This window comes from Microbacterium timonense, assembly GCF_900292075.1.
Lineage (GTDB): Bacteria > Actinomycetota > Actinomycetes > Actinomycetales > Microbacteriaceae > Microbacterium > Microbacterium timonense.
Genome location: NZ_OLMV01000008.1, coordinates 77,952 through 95,421, shown reverse-complemented (window position 1 = coordinate 95,421; position 17,470 = coordinate 77,952). Strand labels below are relative to the sequence as shown.

Genomic DNA, 17,470 nt, shown 5'->3' with positions numbered 1-17,470 from the left:
CGGATCGTCCTCGGGCGTTTCGTTTTCGTCGCTGCGCTCCTCGCTCAACGGCCGGTGCCTCCGGCACCCCGGTCGTTGAGCGAGCGGAGCGAGTCGAAACGCGCGAGGCCCGGGGAGGCTTCAGATGCGGAGCGACCTCGGGCGTTTCGTCTCGTCGCTGCGCTCCTCGCTCAACGGCCGGCGCTTCCCGCAGCCCGGTCGTTGAGCGAGCGAAGCGAGTCGAAACGCGCGACGCCTTGGGGGAGGCACCAGATGCGGAGCGACCTCGGGCGTTTCGTCTCGTCGCTGCGCTCCTCGCTCAACGGCCGGCGCTTCCCGCACCCCGGTCGTTGAGCGAGCGAAGCAACCCGGTCGTTGAGCGAGCGAAGCGAGTCGAAACGCGAACCCCGGTCGTTGAGCGAGCGAAGCGAGTCGAAACGCGCGAAGCCCGGGGGAAGCGTCAGACGCGGACCGGGAGGGTGGGGATGAGGCTCTCGAGGTAGTCGGCGGTGTCTTCCCAGCCCTCGACCGCGTGGCAGGCGACTCCCATGGCGAGGACGGGGTAGTCGTTGCCGTCGGGGTCGAGGCGGTCGCCGACGAACAGCATGTCGTCGAGGTCGATCCCGGTCTGCTCTGCGAGCCGGCGCATGCCGTAGGCCTTGTCGATGCCTTGCTCGGTGATGTCGACGGACGTCGATCCGCCCGAGCGCACCTCGAGGTCGGGCAGGAGTGCGGCGACCGCCGCGCGCAGTGTGTTCTTCTTCTCGCCGGTGGGGTCCCACGCCATCTTCTCGGCGACGGGGGCCTTCTGGCCGAGCGCGGAGAAGGTGATCTGCGAACCGCGGTCCTCGAGGATCTCACCCCACGTGTTGCTCTCCCACAGGCCCAGGCGACGCGCCTCGCTCTCGACGGCGGCCAGAGCGCGGGACTTCTGGTCGTCGGTGAGAGACCGCCGGTAGACGGTGGTCACGCCGTCCTCCGAGAGCCGGTAGTACTGCGTCCCGCACGTGGGCAGGAGGTGGAACCGGGCGCGGACCTCGGCCGGAGCATCCGGCAGGCGGTCGACGACCTGTGTGGTGAATTGGGCGAGCTGACCACCGGAGATGATCGCCACCTCGACCCGCTCGGCCAGCGCGATCAGCAGCTCACCCATGCGCGCGTCGATGGGGCTCTTGGAGGGGGCCAGGGTGTCGTCGAGGTCGAACGCGACGAGGCGGGGAGGGTTGCTGTCGGCCACGCGGTCTGTTCCTTTCGCACAAGAGGCCCCGCCTTCCGGCGGAGCCTCTCTCTGGTCGGGGTGACAGGATTTGAACCTGCGGCCTCTTCGTCCCGAACGAAGCGCGCTACCAAGCTGCGCCACACCCCGTTTTGCAACCCTCCGAGTCTAACCGATCGGACGGGGTGCGCCTAACCGGCCCGAGGCCGCACGCCGACCCGGCCGAGGAGACGCAAGGAGCGCCACCCCGAGCGTCAGCAGGCCGATCGCCATCGCCGCCGAGGTCCGGATCATCTCGTCTCCGAGACCGGTCGCGGCAAGCGACGCACCGGCGGCGGGCGGAGGCGTCGGTGCCGTGACCCGGCTCGTCTCGTTCTCGATACCGCACCGGCCGGTGTGGACGAGGGCGCCGGCTGCGTCCGCCGCCGTCTCCTGCCAGTAGTACGTGCCGGCATCCGCCACGCGGGGTGAGGTGACGACGTGCTCGCCGGCAGCCGCGAGATGAGCGGGCTCACTCTGCCAGACGAGGTTCTCCGGTGTGCACGACTCGCCCGGTGGCACACCGTCGACGGCGCGGTAGAGCGCCGAACGCACCCAGAGGCCGCCGGAGGGAACGCCGCCCGTCACCCGGATCGTGTCGCTGAGCGGCTCCCCGACGAGCGCAGCCGGCGTCGCCTGGGTGCTGACCGCCGGCACGAGGGTCACCTGCGTCGGCTCACCGAAAGGCTCGGTCCACGTGTAATCGGCCCCGAGATGCAACGCCACTTCGGGTGTCTGGTCCGCGGCGCGGACCGTCCATACTGCGGTGTAGAACCCCGGAGCATCCATCGACCACTCCGACGTGACCGCGTAGGGCGCCTCGGGGCCGGTCGCAGGATCGGTGACCAGCTCGAGGATGCCGGCCGCGTGCGCGTCAGCGGGGACCGCCGAGCCGGGGACCGGTTCACTGTCGGTGCGGTACACCGTCGCGCTGGCGCGGACCGGCAGGTACGCGCCGTCCTCGGCGCGGGGCCACGAACCGCGTTCGGTGCTGATCGTGACGTGATCCACATACGCGCCGCCTGCCGCGTATCGCGCCGGGACGGTGGTGGTGATCGACGGCGCGAACGGCGGCACACGCGGCGCGGCATCGGCTCCCGCGACGTCGAAGTCGACGCTACCGGCGGGTCCGGCCGTCTCCTGGCCACCGGGAGTCGTGTAGTGGCGGACGGCCGCCGCTACGCCGGCCGAGAACCGGCCGCTGGCACTGACCGTGTACGGACGGCCTTCCGCCGACGGTGTCGTGCGGATCGCGTAGTCGGTGCCGGTGGTGACCCCGTCGCGCGTCGGTGACCCGGTGTCGGCGAAGACGGCGTCGACCAAGGTCAGCGATCCCGTCGCCGGAACGGTCGCGTCCACTCGCACCGTGCCGGTGCGATGGTCTGCGGCATCCGTCGTGAACACCACAGTGCCGGTCGCTGACGCGGCGGCCCCCGATACCCGTAGGGCCTCGTCGTAATAGGCGACGGCACGCTCCTGCACGGCGCGGTCCACGTGCGGAGCGAGGGCCGAGAACGTCCAGTGGATGGCTCCCGCGAGCGAGTCACCGCGGTAGCCGAACGCGTGGAGGGTCTCTTCCCGATTCGCGATGGCCTTCACCGCCCACGCGACGGCGGCCGCCTGTACGGGGTCGTCGGTCTGGCCGTATCGCGTGACGAGGAGGTTGATGCCGGCGAGCTGCTGCGGAGAAAGCCCGGCCGCCGAGCCGCTGATGCCGTGATCGCTGCTGGGACCTGTGGGCGCAGGAGCGCCCGGCGTGATGCAGTACGTGTGCACGCCGTCGATGAGCATCGAGCCGTGCCAGCCGTACGCCGAGATCGGCGCCCACGTGCCGAAGCCGACGCCGCGCTCGGCGGCTCGTGCCGGGGCGGGAGAGGCGAACTGGAGGGCCAGGAGGATCGCGGTCAGGGCCGCGAGCAGGAAGCCGGCGCGGCGGGCGAGCGGGGAGGGACGAAGCGGAATCGGAGTGTTTCTCGGCACGCTCCGAGACTGGACGCGCGGCACAGCTCGTGGCGCCCGGCCGGGACGATCGGTGGAGTTCGGCTGGCAGGGCCGGCCTGGGGAGGAACCGGCGAGATCAGGGCTTCGGCACGAGCGTCAGCAGCGACGCCTCGGGACGACACGCGAAGCGAACGGGCACGTAGATCGAGTGCCCGAGCCCTGCGCTGACGTTGAGCGGCACGGTTCGGCCCGCGTGCGTCCAGTCGCTGAGGCCCCGTGCTTGCTTCAGCGGGATGTCGCAGTTCGCCACGAGCGCGCCGAAGCCCGGCAGCCGTACCTGGCCCCCGTGGGTGTGACCGCCGAAGAGCACATCGGCTCCGAGATCGACGAACTCGTCCAGAACGCGACGATACGGCGCGTGCGTCACCCCGATGGTGAGATCCGGGCCCGTCGCGCGCAGCTCCGCCACCGGTTCGGGGAGTGCGTCGAGCTGATCCCAGTCACGGTGAGCGTCGCTCACGCCGAATGCGGCGATGCGAAGACCTCCGGCATCCAGCGGCGCGGCAGCGTTGTTGAGGTTGAGCCAGCCGAGCTCGTCGGTGAGATAGTCGTCGAGCGCGTCGGTGTCCAGCGGCTCGGACGTGTCCTTCACCTCGGACGGGCCGGTGAAGTACTTCACGGGGTTCCGCGGAGACGGCGCCGTGTGGTCGTTGGAGCCGTGCACGAAGACTCCCGGGATGCCGCGCAGCGGGTCGAACGCCGCGCGCAGGCCGCGCAACCCGTTCCTGTGCCCCATGTTGTCGCCGGTGTTCACGACGAGGTCGGGCTGAAGCTCGGCGAGAGCCGCGATCCACTCCTGCTTGCGTCGCTGCCATGGGGCCATGTGCGCGTCGGAGAGGTGGAGAACCCGGATGGGCGTCGCACCCCGGGGGAGTACGGCCACTTCATGGAATCGGACGGTGAAGAGATACCGCTCGATACCGATGCCCCAGACTGCGGTGGCAGCACCGACCGCCCCCACCGTGCCGAGCACGGTGAGGGCGGTGCGAGTCGCTGCGGGCGGCACTAGCCGTTGCCGCCGCCGTTGCCCCGGCCTCCGCCGCAATTCGGCGCCGAGTAATTGACGACGATCGCCGCATTCCTGTTGACGACGGTGCCGGCGCCGGGGTCGGTCGTGGACGACCGGCCATCCGGCGGAGCACCGGCATCCGCCGTGCACGTCCCGTCGCCGACATTGCCGAAGCCCGCGCTGCGCAGAGCCTTCTTCGCGTCCTCGAGCGAGCGTGCCGAAACGTCAGGTACGGCGATGCCCTGGCCGTTGCTCGGGTTGATCGTGACCGTCGTGCCGCCCGCGACCTTCCCGGCGCCCGGGTTCTGCGCCCCGACGACGCCCTCCGGCTGGTTGGAGTCAACGGGGTCACCCACCTGGACGGTGAAGCCGGCATCGGTCAGCGTCTGGGTGGCCTGGTCAACCGGCATTCCGACGACGTTGGGAAGGTCGGTCAGCTGCACCTTCGTGAGCTCATTATCGGGCTTGGCGAAGTCGCCGCCTGGATAGGCGTCGTTGGCAGCAGCCTGAATCGCTCGGGTGATCGGGAAGCGGATTTGGTTCAGTCGCGTGCCGTTGTACGAGGTCTTGGTGATGTCGCCGCCACCCTGGACGTTGCCTACCCAGGTAGCCGTGGCGACGCGCGTGCTGGATTCGATCATCCAGGTCGTGATCTCCTCGTGGGTACCCGTCTTGCCGATGAGCGGCGTGCCGTCGTTAGGGTTGCCGTCGCGGCCTGTGCCGCCGGAGTTCATGACGCCTTGCAGCGCATAGGCGGCGGTTGCGGCCACGTTCGGCGCGATCACCTGGGTGCAGGTGCGGACGGGCTTGGGCAGCTCGTTCCCGTCTGCGTCGGTGACACGGTCGATTGCCTGCGGCTGGCAGTAGACGCCGTTATTGGCGACGGTCGCATACGCCTCCGCCATTGCCATCGGGGAGACGAAGTTCGTGCCGATGACCGAGTTGAGGTTAGTCATCTCCACCTCGTCACCAGTGGCCTTCGTAACCCCCATCCTCGTGGCGACCTTCTTGATGTCGCAGAGGTCGAGCTTCTCGGCCATCGCGAAGAACCCGGTGTTCAGCGAGTCCTTGGTGAACCGCATGGGCGTTCCCATGTACCCCTTGTTGTTGCCGAAGTTCTTGATCAGGTCCTTCGAGACGTTGTACCAATCGCCTTCGCAGGAGTTCTTCATCTTCGGGAACACGTGCAGAGTGCCGTTGAGCGTCTCGTTGACTGAGTGGCCCTTCTCGAGCCAGTCGATGAGCGTGAACAGCTTGAACGTCGATCCCGCGGGGAAACCGGACGAGGTGCCGTACTTCATGTCGCCGGCGAACACGAGCGACGCGTAGTTCGGGTCGCTCGACAGCGCCGCGTCTTCGCTGAACTTGGTGTTCTGCGCGATGGCGAGGATCCTGCCGGTGGTCGCTTCGATGCTCACCGAGGTCGCTCCGAATCTTCCCGGGGACGGAACGGTGCGGCCGATCGGCATATCGGCGGAGGTTGGGGCGTACTTGCTCATCGCGTCCTGGGCCGCCGTCTGCACGCGCGGGTCGAGCGTGGTGTAAACGTTGAGGCCCCCGCGCTGCAACAGCGCCTGGCGTTCGTCCTGCGTGGCGCCGAACGCCTCATCGTGCAGGATGACATCCTTCACGTATTGGCAGAAATAGGCTGCGCCGCCGGCATTGCCGCAGCCGGTCTTCGGCTCGACGATGTCGGGTGTTATCGGCCAGACAGCCGCCTCGACGTACTGCTCACGCGTGATCTTGCCGTCGTCCAGCATGCGGCTGAGCACGTACAGCTGGCGGACCTTTGTCGAGGTGTACCCGTCCGCAGCCGCCAGCCGCTGTTCCTCCGTGATGTCGCCAGACTTCACGAGGTTGTCGAGTGCCGTGAGGTTGGCGCCCTCATCGATCACGCCGTCGGGCGCCTTGTTGAACGTCGCGCCATCAGAGCCGGTGATGGAGCCGCCGGGCCGGTCGATACGGTAGTTGTTCGGGTTCTGCACCATTCCGGCGAGGGTCGCTGCCTGGGCGACCGTCAAGTTAGCGGCCGTGGTGTTGAAGTAATGACGCGCCGCGGCCTCGATGCCGTACGTGATGCCGCCGAAGTTCGCGATGTTGAGGTAGCCGAGAAGGATGTCGTTCTTCGAGTACTTCTGCTCGAGGGCGATCGCGTACCGCATCTCCTGCAGCTTGCGCGCGTAGCCCTCCGTGCCTTCTGCGGTGGTCGCGTCGACCCAGCACTGCCGCAGGGCCTCGTCGCGGCTGACCTGGACAGTCTCGCCCTTTTCGTTCGTCTCCTCGTGCGCCTTCGCGTTCTGCTCGCACTTCTGGATGAGCACGTTCTTTACGTACTGCTGGCTGATCGACGATCCGCCCTGGGTCTCGCCGCCGCCCTGCGCGTTGGAGAGGAGGGCTCGGGTCGTGCCGATGAGGTCGATTCCACCGTGCTGGTAGTAGCGCGGGTCCTCACTGGAGAGGAGCGCGTCGTACATTACGGGGTTGATCTGCTCGAACGCCACCGGCGTGCGGTCCTGCTCGAGGAATTGCGTCAGCAGCACCGGCTGCCCCGTGCCGGGGTCGGTTGCGTAGAAGTTGCTCGGAAGCATGAGCTTGTCGATCTCGAGGACGCTCGGGAGATTGTCGAACATCGTGATCGCGCGCTCTGCCGCAGTGCTCGTGACGGCGACCGCGGGGGTGACGGTCGCAGCGATGAGGACACCGGCTGCGGCGCTGAGCCCGACGAGCCCGGCGAGTCCGCCGAGCACACCGGTGGCCGTGCGTTTGGTAACAGGCATAGGCTTGATCGTAGGGGAGATACCTGGGCGAATCCCTCAGAGACGTGCGCCCGCGGAGGTGTTTCCCAGCCTTCAACCGCTGTCACTTTCCCCCTATCGAGGAGTCGCGATGACGACGTGGGAGTACCTCACCACGCCCCTTCTGATCCACAACACGGCCGCGATCCTCAACAACTGGGGCAAGCAGGGCTGGGAGCTGGTGCAGGTCGTGCCCGGCCCTGAAGGCGGCCTCGTCGCCTACTTCAAGCGCCCGTCGGGCGGCGGCCAGGAGAACGCGGGACTGGATGCCGCGGCCCAGGCCGCCCGGCAGTTCGAGGAGGCGTGAGCATGAGCGTGAGCGCCCGTCTCGCCGAGCTCGGCATCGACCTTCCCGACGTCGTGCCGCCGGTGGCGGCATACGTCCCGGCCAAGGCGCACGGCGATCTCGTCTACACCGCCGGCCAGCTGCCGATGGTCTCCGGTGCGCTGCCTGCGACCGGCAAGGTGGGGGAGGGCCACGGTCTGGTGCCCGCGGCCGACGCTCAGGGCTACGCCCGGCAGAGCGCGCTCAACGCCATCGCTGCCGCCGCGGCGGCTGTCGGCGGCGTCGACCGGCTCACCGGCGTGGTGAAGGTGACCGGCTTCGTGGCATCCGTTCCGGAGTTCACAGGCCAGCCCGGCGTCATCAACGGAGCGAGCGAGGTGCTCGGCGAGATCTTCGGCGACGCGGGCAAGCACGCTCGTTCGGCCGTGGGCGTGCCCGTGCTTCCGCTCGACGCGCCCGTCGAGGTCGAGGTCGTCTTCTCCTTCGCCTGACCTCATCCTCGGGCGTTTCGTCTCGCTTCGCTCGCTCAACGACCGGGCCCGTTCGTTGAGCGAGGAGCGCAGCGACGAGACGAAACGCCCCGTTCCTTCGCGGAGATCCCAGGACGACCCGCCCCGCTCGTTGAGCGAGGGGGCGCAGCGACGAGACGAAACGCCCCGTGCCTTCGCGGGGGCCCAAGGGCGACCGGCCCCGTTCGTTGAGCGAGGAGCGCAGCGACGAGACGAAACGCCCCGTGCCTTCGCAGAGATCTCCGGACGACCGGGCCCGTTCGTTGAGCGAGGAGCGCAGCGACGAGACGAAACGCCCCGTGCCTTCGCGGAGCTCCCAGGACGACCGGGCCCGTTCGTTGAGCGAGGAGCGCAGCGACGAGACGAAACGCCCCGAGCTTTCTCGCACAGCCCAGGGCGTCTCGCTCGCTCAACGACCGGTCGGTGCTACTTCACCTGGGCGGAGATCACCGACATCACCGCAGTGTCGGCGAGGGTGGTCGTGTCGCCGACCTCGCGACCTTCTGCGACGTCGCGCAGAAGGCGGCGCATGATCTTGCCCGAGCGCGTCTTGGGCAGTTCGCCCACGATGTAGACGTCCCGCGGGCGGGCGATCGGGCCGATCTGCTCACCCACCCACAGTCGGAGCGTGTTCGCGAGGCCCTCTGCCGAATGCTCCGACAGGTACGACTGCTTGATGATGACGAAGGCCACGACCGCCTGCCCGGTGGTCTCATCCGACGCGCCGACGACGGCGGCCTCCGCGACCGCCTCGTTGCCGACGAGGGCCGACTCGATCTCGGTGGTCGACAGGCGGTGTCCTGACACGTTCATGACATCGTCCACGCGACCGAGCAGCCAGACGTCGCCGTCATCGTCGAGCCGCGCGCCGTCGCCGGCGAAGTAGTAGCCCTGCTTCTGGAACTTCTCCCAGTACGTCTCGACGAAGCGCTCGGGGTCGCCCCAGATGCCGCGCAGCATCGACGGCCACGGCTCGGTGATGACGAGGAGGCCGCCGTTGCCGTTGCCCACGTGGGTGCCGTCCTCGTCCACGACGTCGATCGAGATGCCGGGAAGCGGCACCTGCGCCGACCCGGGCTTCGTCTCGGTCACCCCGGGAAGGGCGGAGACCATGATCGAGCCGGTCTCGGTCTGCCACCAGGTGTCGACGATCGGCGCCGTCTTTCCGCCGATGATCGTGCGGTACCACATCCATGCCTCAGGGTTGATGGGTTCACCCACCGAGCCGAGGACGCGCAGCGAAGACAGGTCGAACTGCTTGGGGATCGCGCGGCCGAGCTTCATGAACGAGCGGATGGCGGTGGGGGCGGTGTACAGCACGGTCACGCCGTACTTCTGCACGATCTCCCACCAGCGGCCCGGGTGCGGGGTGTCGGGAGTGCCCTCGTACAGCACCTGCGTGGCACCGTTGGCGAGCGGCCCGTACGTCACATACGTGTGGCCGGTGACCCAGCCGATGTCGGCAGTGCACCAGTACACGTCCGTCTCGGGGTGGATGTCGTGCACGACCTTGTTCGTGAACGCAGACTGTGTGAGGTAACCGCCCGACGTGTGCAGGATGCCCTTCGGCTTACCCGTGGTTCCGGAGGTGTACAGGATGAACAGCGGGTTCTCGGCGGGGAAGGGCCGGGCCTCGTGGTCCGCGGGCGCGTGCGGCACCACGTCGTGCCACCACAGGTCTCGGCCCTCCGTCCACTCCACCTCGTTCTCGCCGCGCTTGACGACGAGCACGTGCTCGACGGTCTCCTGTGCGCCGGATCCCCGGTCGCCGAGAGCCAGATCGACGGCCGGCTTCAGGGGCGAGACCTTGCCCTTGCGGTAGCCGCCGTCGGCGGTGATGACGAGCTTGGCGCCGGCGTCATCGATGCGCGCACGCAGGCTGTCGGCCGAGAAGCCGCCGAAGACGACCGAGTGGATGGCGCCGATCCGCGCGACCGCGAGCATCGAGGCCACCGCCTCCGGGATCATCGGCAGGTAAATCGCCACCCGGTCGCCCTGGCCGATGCCCAGGCCCTCGAGCACGTTGGCGAGCCGCTTCACCTCGTCGGTGAGCTCGGCGTACGTCACGCGGCGCTCGTCGCCCGGCTCACCCTCCCACAGCAGGGCGACGCGGTCGCCGTTGCCGGCTTCGACGTGCCGGTCGAGGCAGTTGTACGCCACGTTCAGTTCCCCGTCGGCGAACCACTTCGCGAACGGCGGGTTCGACCAGTCGAGCACCTCGGTGAAGGGTGTGTGCCAATGCAGCTCGCGCGCCTGATCCGCCCAGAATCCGAGCCGGTCGGCCTTCGCCTTCTCGTAGAGCTCGGCGGTCGCCACGGCTTGGGCGGCGAACTCGGGGCTCGGCGCGAAGCGACGGTCCTCCGTGAGGAGGTGGTCGATCTGGCTGCTGCCCTGCCGTGCGTCGGCGGCCTGCGCTGTCGTCGGGTTCTGTTCGCTCATGGGAGCGCGCTCCTTTGCGGGCTGATGGGGCCGACGGGAATCGGCGAGTCTGCCAGGAAATGTACTCAGGCGACGGGGCGCCGACTACCTCCGATAGTAGGTGGCGGCTCGAATCTTGGACCCGACCGATATATCAGTGAGAATCCTCTCCTTTTCGTTTTGTCCGCACCGGCACCTCGCATATGCTGACCCGTGGCCGAACATCGATTCTGGCATTGCGGCGCCCGACGTCACCCCCCGAAATCGGGGCCGCGCACGGCGGCATCCCATTCCCCCCATGGGATGCCGCCTTCTTTTTGTCGCGCCAGCGCTCCTGGTCGCGCCCCGTTCCTCCCCAATCGGTCTGCGCGTCGCCTCATCCACTGATCCACCGCCCGGCCGGTCACTCGCACGGTCAAGCTCCTAGCTTCGGAGCATGTCCGCTCCCTTCGTCGTCCGCCCGCGTGCGGACACCGGCGCGCGTGCCGAGGCCCGCACACGTTCGGACGCGCGCGAGGTTTCCGAGGTGCCCGCGCGGACGGCGGAGCCGGGAAGCCGATGGGTGCCACGGCGCGCTGCCGCGGGGGAGGCCTCTTCCATGCCGGGCGAAGGGGCGGAGCGCCGCGCGAGCCGCGGTGCCAGCGCGATCGCGCGTCGCCACGAAGCGAGGCATCCGGTGCTGGCGCCGTTGGCCCCGTACCTCGACGACCCGAACGTCACGGATCTGTTCGTCAATGGCGCCACGGGTCTGTTCGTGGACCGTGGCGCGGGTGTCGAGCGGGCGCCCGAGTGGCGCGCGACAGAAGAAGAGGTGCGCGACCTGGCGGTCGCCCTCATCGGCCTCGGCGGCCGTCATATCGACGACGCGTCGCCGTGCGTGGACGTACGCCTGACGGGCGGCATCCGGGCACACGCGGTGCTGCCGCCGGTCGCGCCTGAAGGAACGCTCATCTCTCTCCGGGTGCCACGACAGGATGTCGCGACCCTCGACGACCTGGAAGAGAGAGGCATGTTCCCCGCCGGTGTCAGGCGCCATCTCGAGCGGGCCATCGGGGATCGGGTCAACCTGCTCATCACGGGCGCCGCCGGCGCCGGCAAGACGACGCTGCTGGCGGCCCTGCTGTCCCAGACGCCGTCGTACGAGCGGATCGTCACCATCGAGGACGTGGCCGAGCTGCGCATCGCCCACCCTCACCACGTCCGGCTCGAGGCCCGTCAGCCCAACATCGAAGGGTCGGGCGGCGTGGGTCTTGCCCGACTCGTCCGCGAAGCACTCCGCATGCGGCCGGATCGCCTCGTGGTCGGAGAGTGCCGCGGTGAGGAAGTGCGCGAACTGCTCTCGGCCTTGAACACCGGGCACGACGGAGGTGCCGGGACCCTTCACGCCAACGGCCTGCACGACGTGCCGGCGCGACTGGAGGCCCTGGGCGCTCTGGCCGCAATGGACGATCTGGCGCTCGCCCGCCAGGTCGTCAGCGCCATCGGTCTGGTCGTGCACGTGGAGCGTCGCCCGGATGGGGCGCGCCGGGTCGCGGGAGCCGGCCGGCCGGCGGTCGACGGTGCCGGGCGGCTCACCATCGAGGAGGCCCGATGGGACTGAAGACGCGGCTCGAGGCGCGGCGCGCGACCTCCCCGCCCGAGACACGCACGAATGGGCATGCCACGCTGCTCGGTGCGCGTCGTCACCGCCGGAACGCGGACGCAGGTGATGGCGATGCGGCAGGCACCGTCCTGCAGCTGGCGGTGCTGCTGCAGGCGGGCGTCGCGCCCGCGCGGTCATGGGAGCATGTGGCGTCGACGGGCGACGCCGCGGCGGCGCGCGTCGCGGCGGCCATCACGGCCGGCGCGTCGCCGGCGGACGCGCTCGCGGATCTGGGCACCGACGCGTGGCGCGAGGTCAGCGCCGCGTGGCGTGTCGCGTCGGTCGTCGGTGCTCCGCTCGCCGAGTGCCTCCGCGCGCTCGCTGCCGCCCTGCGCGACGCCCAGCAGGCGGCGGACGACGTGCGTGTCGCACTCGCCGAGCCGGCGGGCACCGCGCGCCTCATGGGCTGGCTCCCGTTGGTCGCCGTCGCGCTGGGCGCTGCGCTCGGTTTCGACACCTTCACGACACTGTTCACGAATCCCCTCGGCTTGATGTGCCTCGTCGGCGGCGCTGTTCTCATCGTGGTGTCACAACGGTGGACGGCACGTCTGGTCGCGCGCGCCCGGAGCGGCCGGACAATTCCCGGCCTGCACGCCGAGCTCATCGCCATCGCCCTGAGCGGCGGCGTCTCGCTCGACCGGGCCCGACGGGTCGTCGACGACGCCCGGGCCCGAGGCGGACCCGGGGCCCGAGGCGGACCCGGGGTCCGAGGCGGACCCGGCATCCCCGTCGGGCCTGCCGGGCCTCGCGGCGCGCCGGCATCCGCAGCGTCCGGGGACGAACGCGACGTCGACGCCGTCCTGGCGCTGTCGAGATCGGCCGGCGTCCCGGCCGTGGAGCTGCTGCGGGCCACGGCCGCCCACGCCCGGCACACCGCTCGAGTCGAGGGGCGCTTGCGGGCGGCCCGCCTGTCGTCCCGGCTGCTCATCCCGCTGGGCGTGTGCACCCTGCCCGCCTTCATCCTGCTCGGCGTGGCTCCCATGCTGCTGAGCGTCATGTCGACGATGTCGGTCTCGCTGTGAGCAGACCCCGTCCCACAGACCGTGCCCGCACCTCACCCGAACGATCGAACGGAGAACGTCATGTCCTTTCCCCGAATCCACCGGACCATCCCGCGTCTGACGCGCCGCCGGGCCGAGCGCCTCTTCCTGCGCCGTGACGCGGACGACACCGGTGCAGCCACCGCCGAATACGCGATCGCGACCATGGCCGCGGTGGCCTTCGCCGGGCTGCTCGTGGTCATCATGCGATCGGACGAGGTGCGCGGCATCCTCACCGATCTCGTCCGCCGCGCGCTCACGGTGGCGTGATGCGCCAGCGACGGGGTGACGAACGGGGATCGGTCGTCGCGGAATTCGCGGTGGCGCTCCCCGCCGTCGCCCTCGTCGTCGCGATCGGCGTCGGGGCACTCGCCGGCGCCGCCCGGCAGGTGCGCCTTCAGGATGCCGTCGCCGATGCGGCGCGGCTCAGCGGCCGCGGCGAGTCGGAGCAGCGCGTCCGCGCCGCCGTGACAGCGGCCGTGGCCGAGGCATCCGTCGCCATCTCGCCGCGCGGCGACCTCGTCTGCGTCACCGCCTCCGCGCCGGCCATGCTCGGCCTCCGGGTGGCGGCGTCGGGGTGCGCGCTGGCAGGTGGGCTGTGAGCCGCCGCGGCGCCGCGCGCGGCGAGAGGACCGGGTGATGGCCGGCAGCGTCGCCGCAATCGGCGTCATCGCCGCTGCGGCCGTCCTCGCGGCCGGACTGGGCCTGGGCGGTACGGCATCGGTCGCAGGGCAGCGTCTCGCGTCGGCGGCCGACGGCGCTGCCCTGGCCGCCGCCGATGCTGCATCGGGCGCGGTTCCCGGGGTGCCCTGCGACCGCGCCGCAGAGATCGCGGCCTCATTCGGTGCGATCATCGAAGTCTGCGATCTGGACGAACTGGTCTGCACCGTGACCGTCTCGGTGCAGTTCGGCCCCCTCACCGCCCGCGCGTCAGCACGCGCGGGGCCGCCACCCGGTCCGGACTCACAGCCCTCGCACCGGTAACCGGCGTGTATGGTTTGCGTCGAAGAAAGGACGCCCCCGTTGGCACAAGGCAAGAAGCTCGTCATCGTCGAGTCTCCGACGAAGATGAAGTCGATCCAGGGCTACCTCGGCGACGGCTACGAGGTGCTCAGCTCGGTCGGTCACATCCGTGATCTCGCGGACAAGCGCGACATCCCGGCCGACAAGAAGCAGGCGTACGGCAAGTATTCGATCGACATCGACAACGGCTTCGACCCGTACTACGTCGAGAGCGAGCGCGGCAAGAAGACCGTCGCCGAGCTCAAGCGCGCGCTGAAGGGGGCGGACGAGCTCCTGCTCGCCACCGATGAAGACCGCGAAGGCGAAGCCATCGCGTGGCACCTGCTGCAGACGCTGAAGCCCAAGGTGCCGGTCAAGCGCATGGTGTTCCACGAGATCACCAAGGACGCCATCCAAGCTGCGGTCAGCAACACGCGCGAGCTGGATCTGGCCCTCGTCGACGCTCAGGAGACCCGCCGCATCCTCGACCGGCTCTACGGGTGGGACGTCAGCCCGGTGCTCTGGTACAAGGTTCAGCAGGGCACGTCGGCGGGTCGCGTGCAGTCGGCGGCCACCCGGCTCGTGGTCGACCGGGAGCGCGAACGCATGGCGTTCGTGTCGGCGTCCTACTGGGACATCGAGGCGCTCGCGGCGCCCAACCGCCCGCAGGGGATCGACGAGTCGTTCTCGACGCGCCTGGCCCGTGTCGACGGAGCCGTCCTGGCACGCGGAACGGACTTCGACGACCGCGGTGAGCTGAAGAAGGCGGTGCTGGTCCTCGACGAGGCGGAGGTGCGTGAGCTCGCCGCCGCCATCGAGACAGCGGCCGAGGCATCCGTCACCGCGCTCGAATCCAAGCCGGGAACCCGCAGCCCCAAGCCGCCGTTCACGACCTCCACGCTCCAGCAGGAGGCGGGCCGCAAGCTCTCGATGAGCGCCAAGCACGCCATGGGTGTTGCGCAGCGCCTCTACGAGAAGGGGTACATCACCTATATGCGCACCGACTCCACCGCGCTGTCGACGCAGGCGGTGCAGGCGGCGCGTGAGCAGGCCGTGACCCTCTACGGCGCGGCGTCGGTTCCACTCAATCCCCGCACGTATCGCAACAACAGCAAGAACGCGCAGGAGGCGCACGAGGCGATCCGGCCCTCGGGCGAGACGTTCCGGACGCCGTCCGAGGTGTCGGGCCAGCTCGACCGCGACGAGCTGCGACTCTACGACCTCATCTGGAAGCGCACGATGGCCAGCCAGATGGCCGACGCGAAGTACGAGACGACCACCGTGACCCTCGAGGTCACCGCCGCGGGCCGCCGCGCCGAGTTCACGGCATCCGGAACCGTCTACACCTTCAAGGGCTTCCTCGAAGCGTACGAAGAGGGCCGCGACGAGAAGCGCAGCGACGCCGACAGGTCCGACGACCAGTCGCTGCCGGCCATGGCCGTCGGCGACGTGCTGCGTCTGCGCGAGGTCGAGCCGAAGGGCCACGCGACGAGCCCGAAGCCGCGCTACACCGAGGCGAGCCTGGTCAAGGCGCTGGAAGAGAAGGGCATCGGGCGTCCCTCCACGTTCGCGAGCATCATCGATGTGATCCTCAACCGCGGCTACGTCACCAAGCGGGGGCAGGCGCTCATCCCGAGCTGGCTGGCCTTCAGCGTGGTCCGGCTGCTCGAGCAGCACTTCGCCGACCTCGTCGACTACGACTTCACGGCGGCGCTGGAGGACGACCTCGACGCCATCGCCCGAGGAGAGCAGAAGCGGCAGGACTGGCTCAAGGAGTTCTACTTCGGCTCCTCGGACCACGTGGGGCTGCGCAACATCGTCGACAACCTCGGCGAGATCGACGCCCGGGCCCTCAACTCGACCCCCATCGGCGACGTCGCGACCCTGCGCTTCGGCAAGTACGGTCCGTACCTCGAGGTCGCCGACAAGGACGACCCGGATGCCGAGCCGCGCCGCGTGAACATCCCCGAAGACCTTGCGCCCGACGAGCTCACGCCCGCCAAGGCGAAGGAGCTGATCGACGCGCCCGTCGCCGGCGATCGCGTGCTCGGAGAGAACCCCGCCAACGGCAAGCTCGTCGTCGTGAAGGACGGGCGGTTCGGTCCGTACGTGCAGGAGATGGACCCGCCGGCGGCCGAGGAAGTCGATGAGGCGACGGGTGAGGTCGTCGCCGTCGAAGCGGAGGCCGCGCCCAAGAAGCGCGGAGCGAAGAAGGAGGCGGCGCCCAAGCCGCGCACCGCCTCGCTCTTCAAGTCGATGTCGGTCGACACCATCGACCTCGAAACCGCTCTGAAGCTCCTCGATCTGCCTCGCGTCGTGGGCACCGACCCCGAGACGGGCGCCGAGATCACCGCGCAGAACGGACGTTACGGTCCGTACCTGAAGAAGGGCACCGACTCGCGCACGCTGCAGAGCGAGCAGCAGATCTTCGACATCACCCTCGACGAAGCGCTGGCCGTCTACGCACAGCCGAAGTACGGCGCGCGCGGTGCCAGTTCGGCGCTCAAGGAGTTCGAGGCGGACCCGACCAGCGGCAAGCCGATCAAGCTCAAGGACGGCCGCTTCGGTCCGTACGTCACCGACGGTGAGACGAACGCCACGATCCCGCGCGGCGAGGACGCGATGGAGGTCACGTTCGAGCGTGCCGTCCAGCTGCTGGCCGACAAGCGCGCGAAGGGCCCCGCGAAGCGCCCGGCGCGTCGCACCACGACGCGCAAGACCGCGGCGAAGAAGTGAGCTCGGTGCCGGGCACGGGTGCGCGCCCGTCCGCGCGGACGCCTCCGCACCCCGCAGGGCTGTTCATCACTTTCGAGGGCGGCGACGGCGTCGGCAAGACCACCCAGGCTGCTCTGCTGGAGGAGTGGCTGACGGATGCCGGCCGCACGGTCGTGCGCACCCGCGAGCCGGGCGGAACCGAGGTGGGCGTGCTGATCCGCGACATCGTCCTGCATCACCGGGGAGAGGTGTCCGCGCGTGCCGAAGCGCTGCTCTACGCGGCGGACCGCGCCCATCATGTCGCGACGCTCGTCCGCCCGGCGCTGGCTCGCGGGGACGTCGTGATCCAGGATCGGTACCTCGACTCGTCGGTGGCCTATCAGGGGGCTGGGCGAGTGCTCGGCACGCAAGAGGTGCGGGACCTGTCGCTGTGGGCGACCGAGGGACTCCTGCCGGACCTCACCGTGCTCCTCGACCTCGACCCCGCGACCGCCCGGGCACGGCTGGACGCCGACGACAAGCCGTTCGACCGGCTGGAGGCCGAGAAGGAGCACTTCCACGCCCGCGTGCGGGAGGAGTTCCTCGCCTTGGCCGACGCCGAGCCCGAGCGCTTCCTGGTGCTCGACGCCTCCCGCCCCGCCGTCGATCTCGCCGCAGCCGTGCGAGAACGAGTCGAGCTTCTCCTCCACGCCGCGTAGCCCGCCGCCCGCGCGGCGCCGGGCACGGTCGGTGGGGTCGGGCATGGTCGGCGCCGCGGGCGGGCGGCGGCGTCGGCGGGGGACGGAGACCGGGACGGATCGGGTCGGGGCGTCGGTGGCC

Annotated in this window: 14 protein-coding genes and 1 tRNA gene; 9 read left to right on the top strand and 6 right to left on the bottom strand. The window is 69.7% G+C overall.

What is annotated here, in order from left to right; translation table 11 throughout:
• Positions 1-439: 439 nt before the first annotated feature.
• The 5 genes from C9992_RS17090 to C9992_RS17070 all read right to left on the bottom strand — a co-directional run bounded on the left by C9992_RS17090 (position 440) and on the right by C9992_RS17070 (position 7,021).
• Positions 440-1,216 (bottom strand): HAD-IIB family hydrolase, encoded by a 777-nt coding sequence (locus C9992_RS17090; RefSeq protein ID WP_106816843.1) that lies wholly within the window; start codon positions 1,214-1,216, stop codon positions 440-442.
• A gap of 52 nt (positions 1,217-1,268) precedes the next feature.
• Positions 1,269-1,345 (bottom strand) — tRNA-Pro (locus C9992_RS17085).
• A gap of 18 nt (positions 1,346-1,363) precedes the next feature.
• Positions 1,364-3,214 (bottom strand): hypothetical protein, encoded by a 1,851-nt coding sequence (locus C9992_RS17080; protein WP_106816842.1) that lies wholly within the window; start codon positions 3,212-3,214, stop codon positions 1,364-1,366.
• A gap of 97 nt (positions 3,215-3,311) precedes the next feature.
• Positions 3,312-4,241, bottom strand: coding sequence for a metallophosphoesterase (locus tag C9992_RS17075; RefSeq protein ID WP_106816841.1), 930 nt, complete (start codon positions 4,239-4,241; stop codon positions 3,312-3,314).
• Positions 4,241-7,021 (bottom strand): transglycosylase domain-containing protein, encoded by a 2,781-nt coding sequence (locus C9992_RS17070; RefSeq protein WP_106816840.1) that lies wholly within the window; start codon positions 7,019-7,021, stop codon positions 4,241-4,243. The genes C9992_RS17075 and C9992_RS17070 overlap by 1 nt, the downstream gene beginning before the upstream one ends.
• 109 nt (positions 7,022-7,130) lie before the next feature.
• Here C9992_RS17070 and C9992_RS17065 point away from each other — a divergent pair, with 109 nt between their 5' ends.
• Both C9992_RS17065 and C9992_RS17060 read left to right on the top strand, forming a co-directional pair.
• The gene (locus tag C9992_RS17065) at positions 7,131-7,346 is read left to right on the top strand and encodes a DUF4177 domain-containing protein (RefSeq protein WP_106816839.1); all 216 of its coding nucleotides are present in this window, start codon (positions 7,131-7,133) and stop codon (positions 7,344-7,346) included.
• A 2-nt stretch (positions 7,347-7,348) separates the two neighbouring features.
• The gene (locus tag C9992_RS17060) at positions 7,349-7,816 is read left to right on the top strand and encodes a RidA family protein (protein ID WP_106816838.1); all 468 of its coding nucleotides are present in this window, start codon (positions 7,349-7,351) and stop codon (positions 7,814-7,816) included.
• Positions 7,817-8,260: 444 nt separating this feature from the next.
• Here C9992_RS17060 and acs read toward each other — a convergent pair whose 3' ends face one another.
• Positions 8,261-10,273, bottom strand: coding sequence for an acetate--CoA ligase (gene acs, locus C9992_RS17055; RefSeq protein ID WP_106816837.1), 2,013 nt, complete (start codon positions 10,271-10,273; stop codon positions 8,261-8,263).
• A gap of 415 nt (positions 10,274-10,688) precedes the next feature.
• On the opposite strand from acs, the gene C9992_RS17050 reads away from it, so the two are divergent.
• Genes C9992_RS17050 through tmk form a run of 7 tightly spaced genes read left to right on the top strand, consistent with a single transcriptional unit; the run spans position 10,689 to position 17,349 of the window.
• Complete coding sequence (locus C9992_RS17050) at positions 10,689-11,852, top strand: TadA family conjugal transfer-associated ATPase (RefSeq protein ID WP_235008307.1); 1,164 nt, start codon at positions 10,689-10,691, stop codon at positions 11,850-11,852.
• The gene (locus C9992_RS17045) at positions 11,843-12,916 is read left to right on the top strand and encodes a type II secretion system F family protein (protein WP_106816836.1); all 1,074 of its coding nucleotides are present in this window, start codon (positions 11,843-11,845) and stop codon (positions 12,914-12,916) included. Before C9992_RS17050 ends, C9992_RS17045 begins: the two co-directional genes overlap by 10 nt.
• 60 nt (positions 12,917-12,976) lie before the next feature.
• The gene (locus tag C9992_RS17040; protein WP_106816835.1) at positions 12,977-13,204 is read left to right on the top strand and encodes a DUF4244 domain-containing protein; all 228 of its coding nucleotides are present in this window, start codon (positions 12,977-12,979) and stop codon (positions 13,202-13,204) included.
• On the top strand, positions 13,204-13,536 hold the full coding sequence (locus tag C9992_RS17035; protein ID WP_106816834.1) for a TadE family type IV pilus minor pilin: 333 nt from the start codon (positions 13,204-13,206) through the stop codon (positions 13,534-13,536). Before C9992_RS17040 ends, C9992_RS17035 begins: the two co-directional genes overlap by 1 nt.
• 37 nt (positions 13,537-13,573) lie before the next feature.
• The gene (locus C9992_RS17030) at positions 13,574-13,918 is read left to right on the top strand and encodes an Rv3654c family TadE-like protein (protein WP_106816833.1); all 345 of its coding nucleotides are present in this window, start codon (positions 13,574-13,576) and stop codon (positions 13,916-13,918) included.
• 39 nt (positions 13,919-13,957) lie between these two features.
• Positions 13,958-16,672: a type I DNA topoisomerase gene (gene topA / locus C9992_RS17025; protein WP_106816832.1), complete on the top strand. Its 2,715-nt coding sequence runs from the start codon at positions 13,958-13,960 to the stop codon at positions 16,670-16,672.
• Complete coding sequence (gene tmk / locus C9992_RS17020; RefSeq protein WP_235008306.1) at positions 16,669-17,349, top strand: dTMP kinase; 681 nt, start codon at positions 16,669-16,671, stop codon at positions 17,347-17,349. The genes topA and tmk overlap by 4 nt, the downstream gene beginning before the upstream one ends.
• Positions 17,350-17,470 lie beyond the last annotated feature (121 nt).

Coding starts and splice junctions, on each gene's coding strand:
- C9992_RS17040 (WP_106816835.1), top strand. CDS start 12,977: ATGTCCTTTCCCCGAATCCACCGGACCATCCCGCGTCTGACGCGCCGC.
- C9992_RS17060 (WP_106816838.1), top strand. CDS start 7,349: ATGAGCGTGAGCGCCCGTCTCGCCGAGCTCGGCATCGACCTTCCCGAC.
- C9992_RS17050 (WP_235008307.1), top strand. CDS start 10,689: ATGTCCGCTCCCTTCGTCGTCCGCCCGCGTGCGGACACCGGCGCGCGT.
- C9992_RS17035 (WP_106816834.1), top strand. CDS start 13,204: ATGCGCCAGCGACGGGGTGACGAACGGGGATCGGTCGTCGCGGAATTC.
- acs (WP_106816837.1), bottom strand. CDS start 10,273: ATGAGCGAACAGAACCCGACGACAGCGCAGGCCGCCGACGCACGGCAG.
- C9992_RS17070 (WP_106816840.1), bottom strand. CDS start 7,021: ATGCCTGTTACCAAACGCACGGCCACCGGTGTGCTCGGCGGACTCGCC.
- C9992_RS17045 (WP_106816836.1), top strand. CDS start 11,843: ATGGGACTGAAGACGCGGCTCGAGGCGCGGCGCGCGACCTCCCCGCCC.
- C9992_RS17030 (WP_106816833.1), top strand. CDS start 13,574: ATGGCCGGCAGCGTCGCCGCAATCGGCGTCATCGCCGCTGCGGCCGTC.
- C9992_RS17065 (WP_106816839.1), top strand. CDS start 7,131: ATGACGACGTGGGAGTACCTCACCACGCCCCTTCTGATCCACAACACG.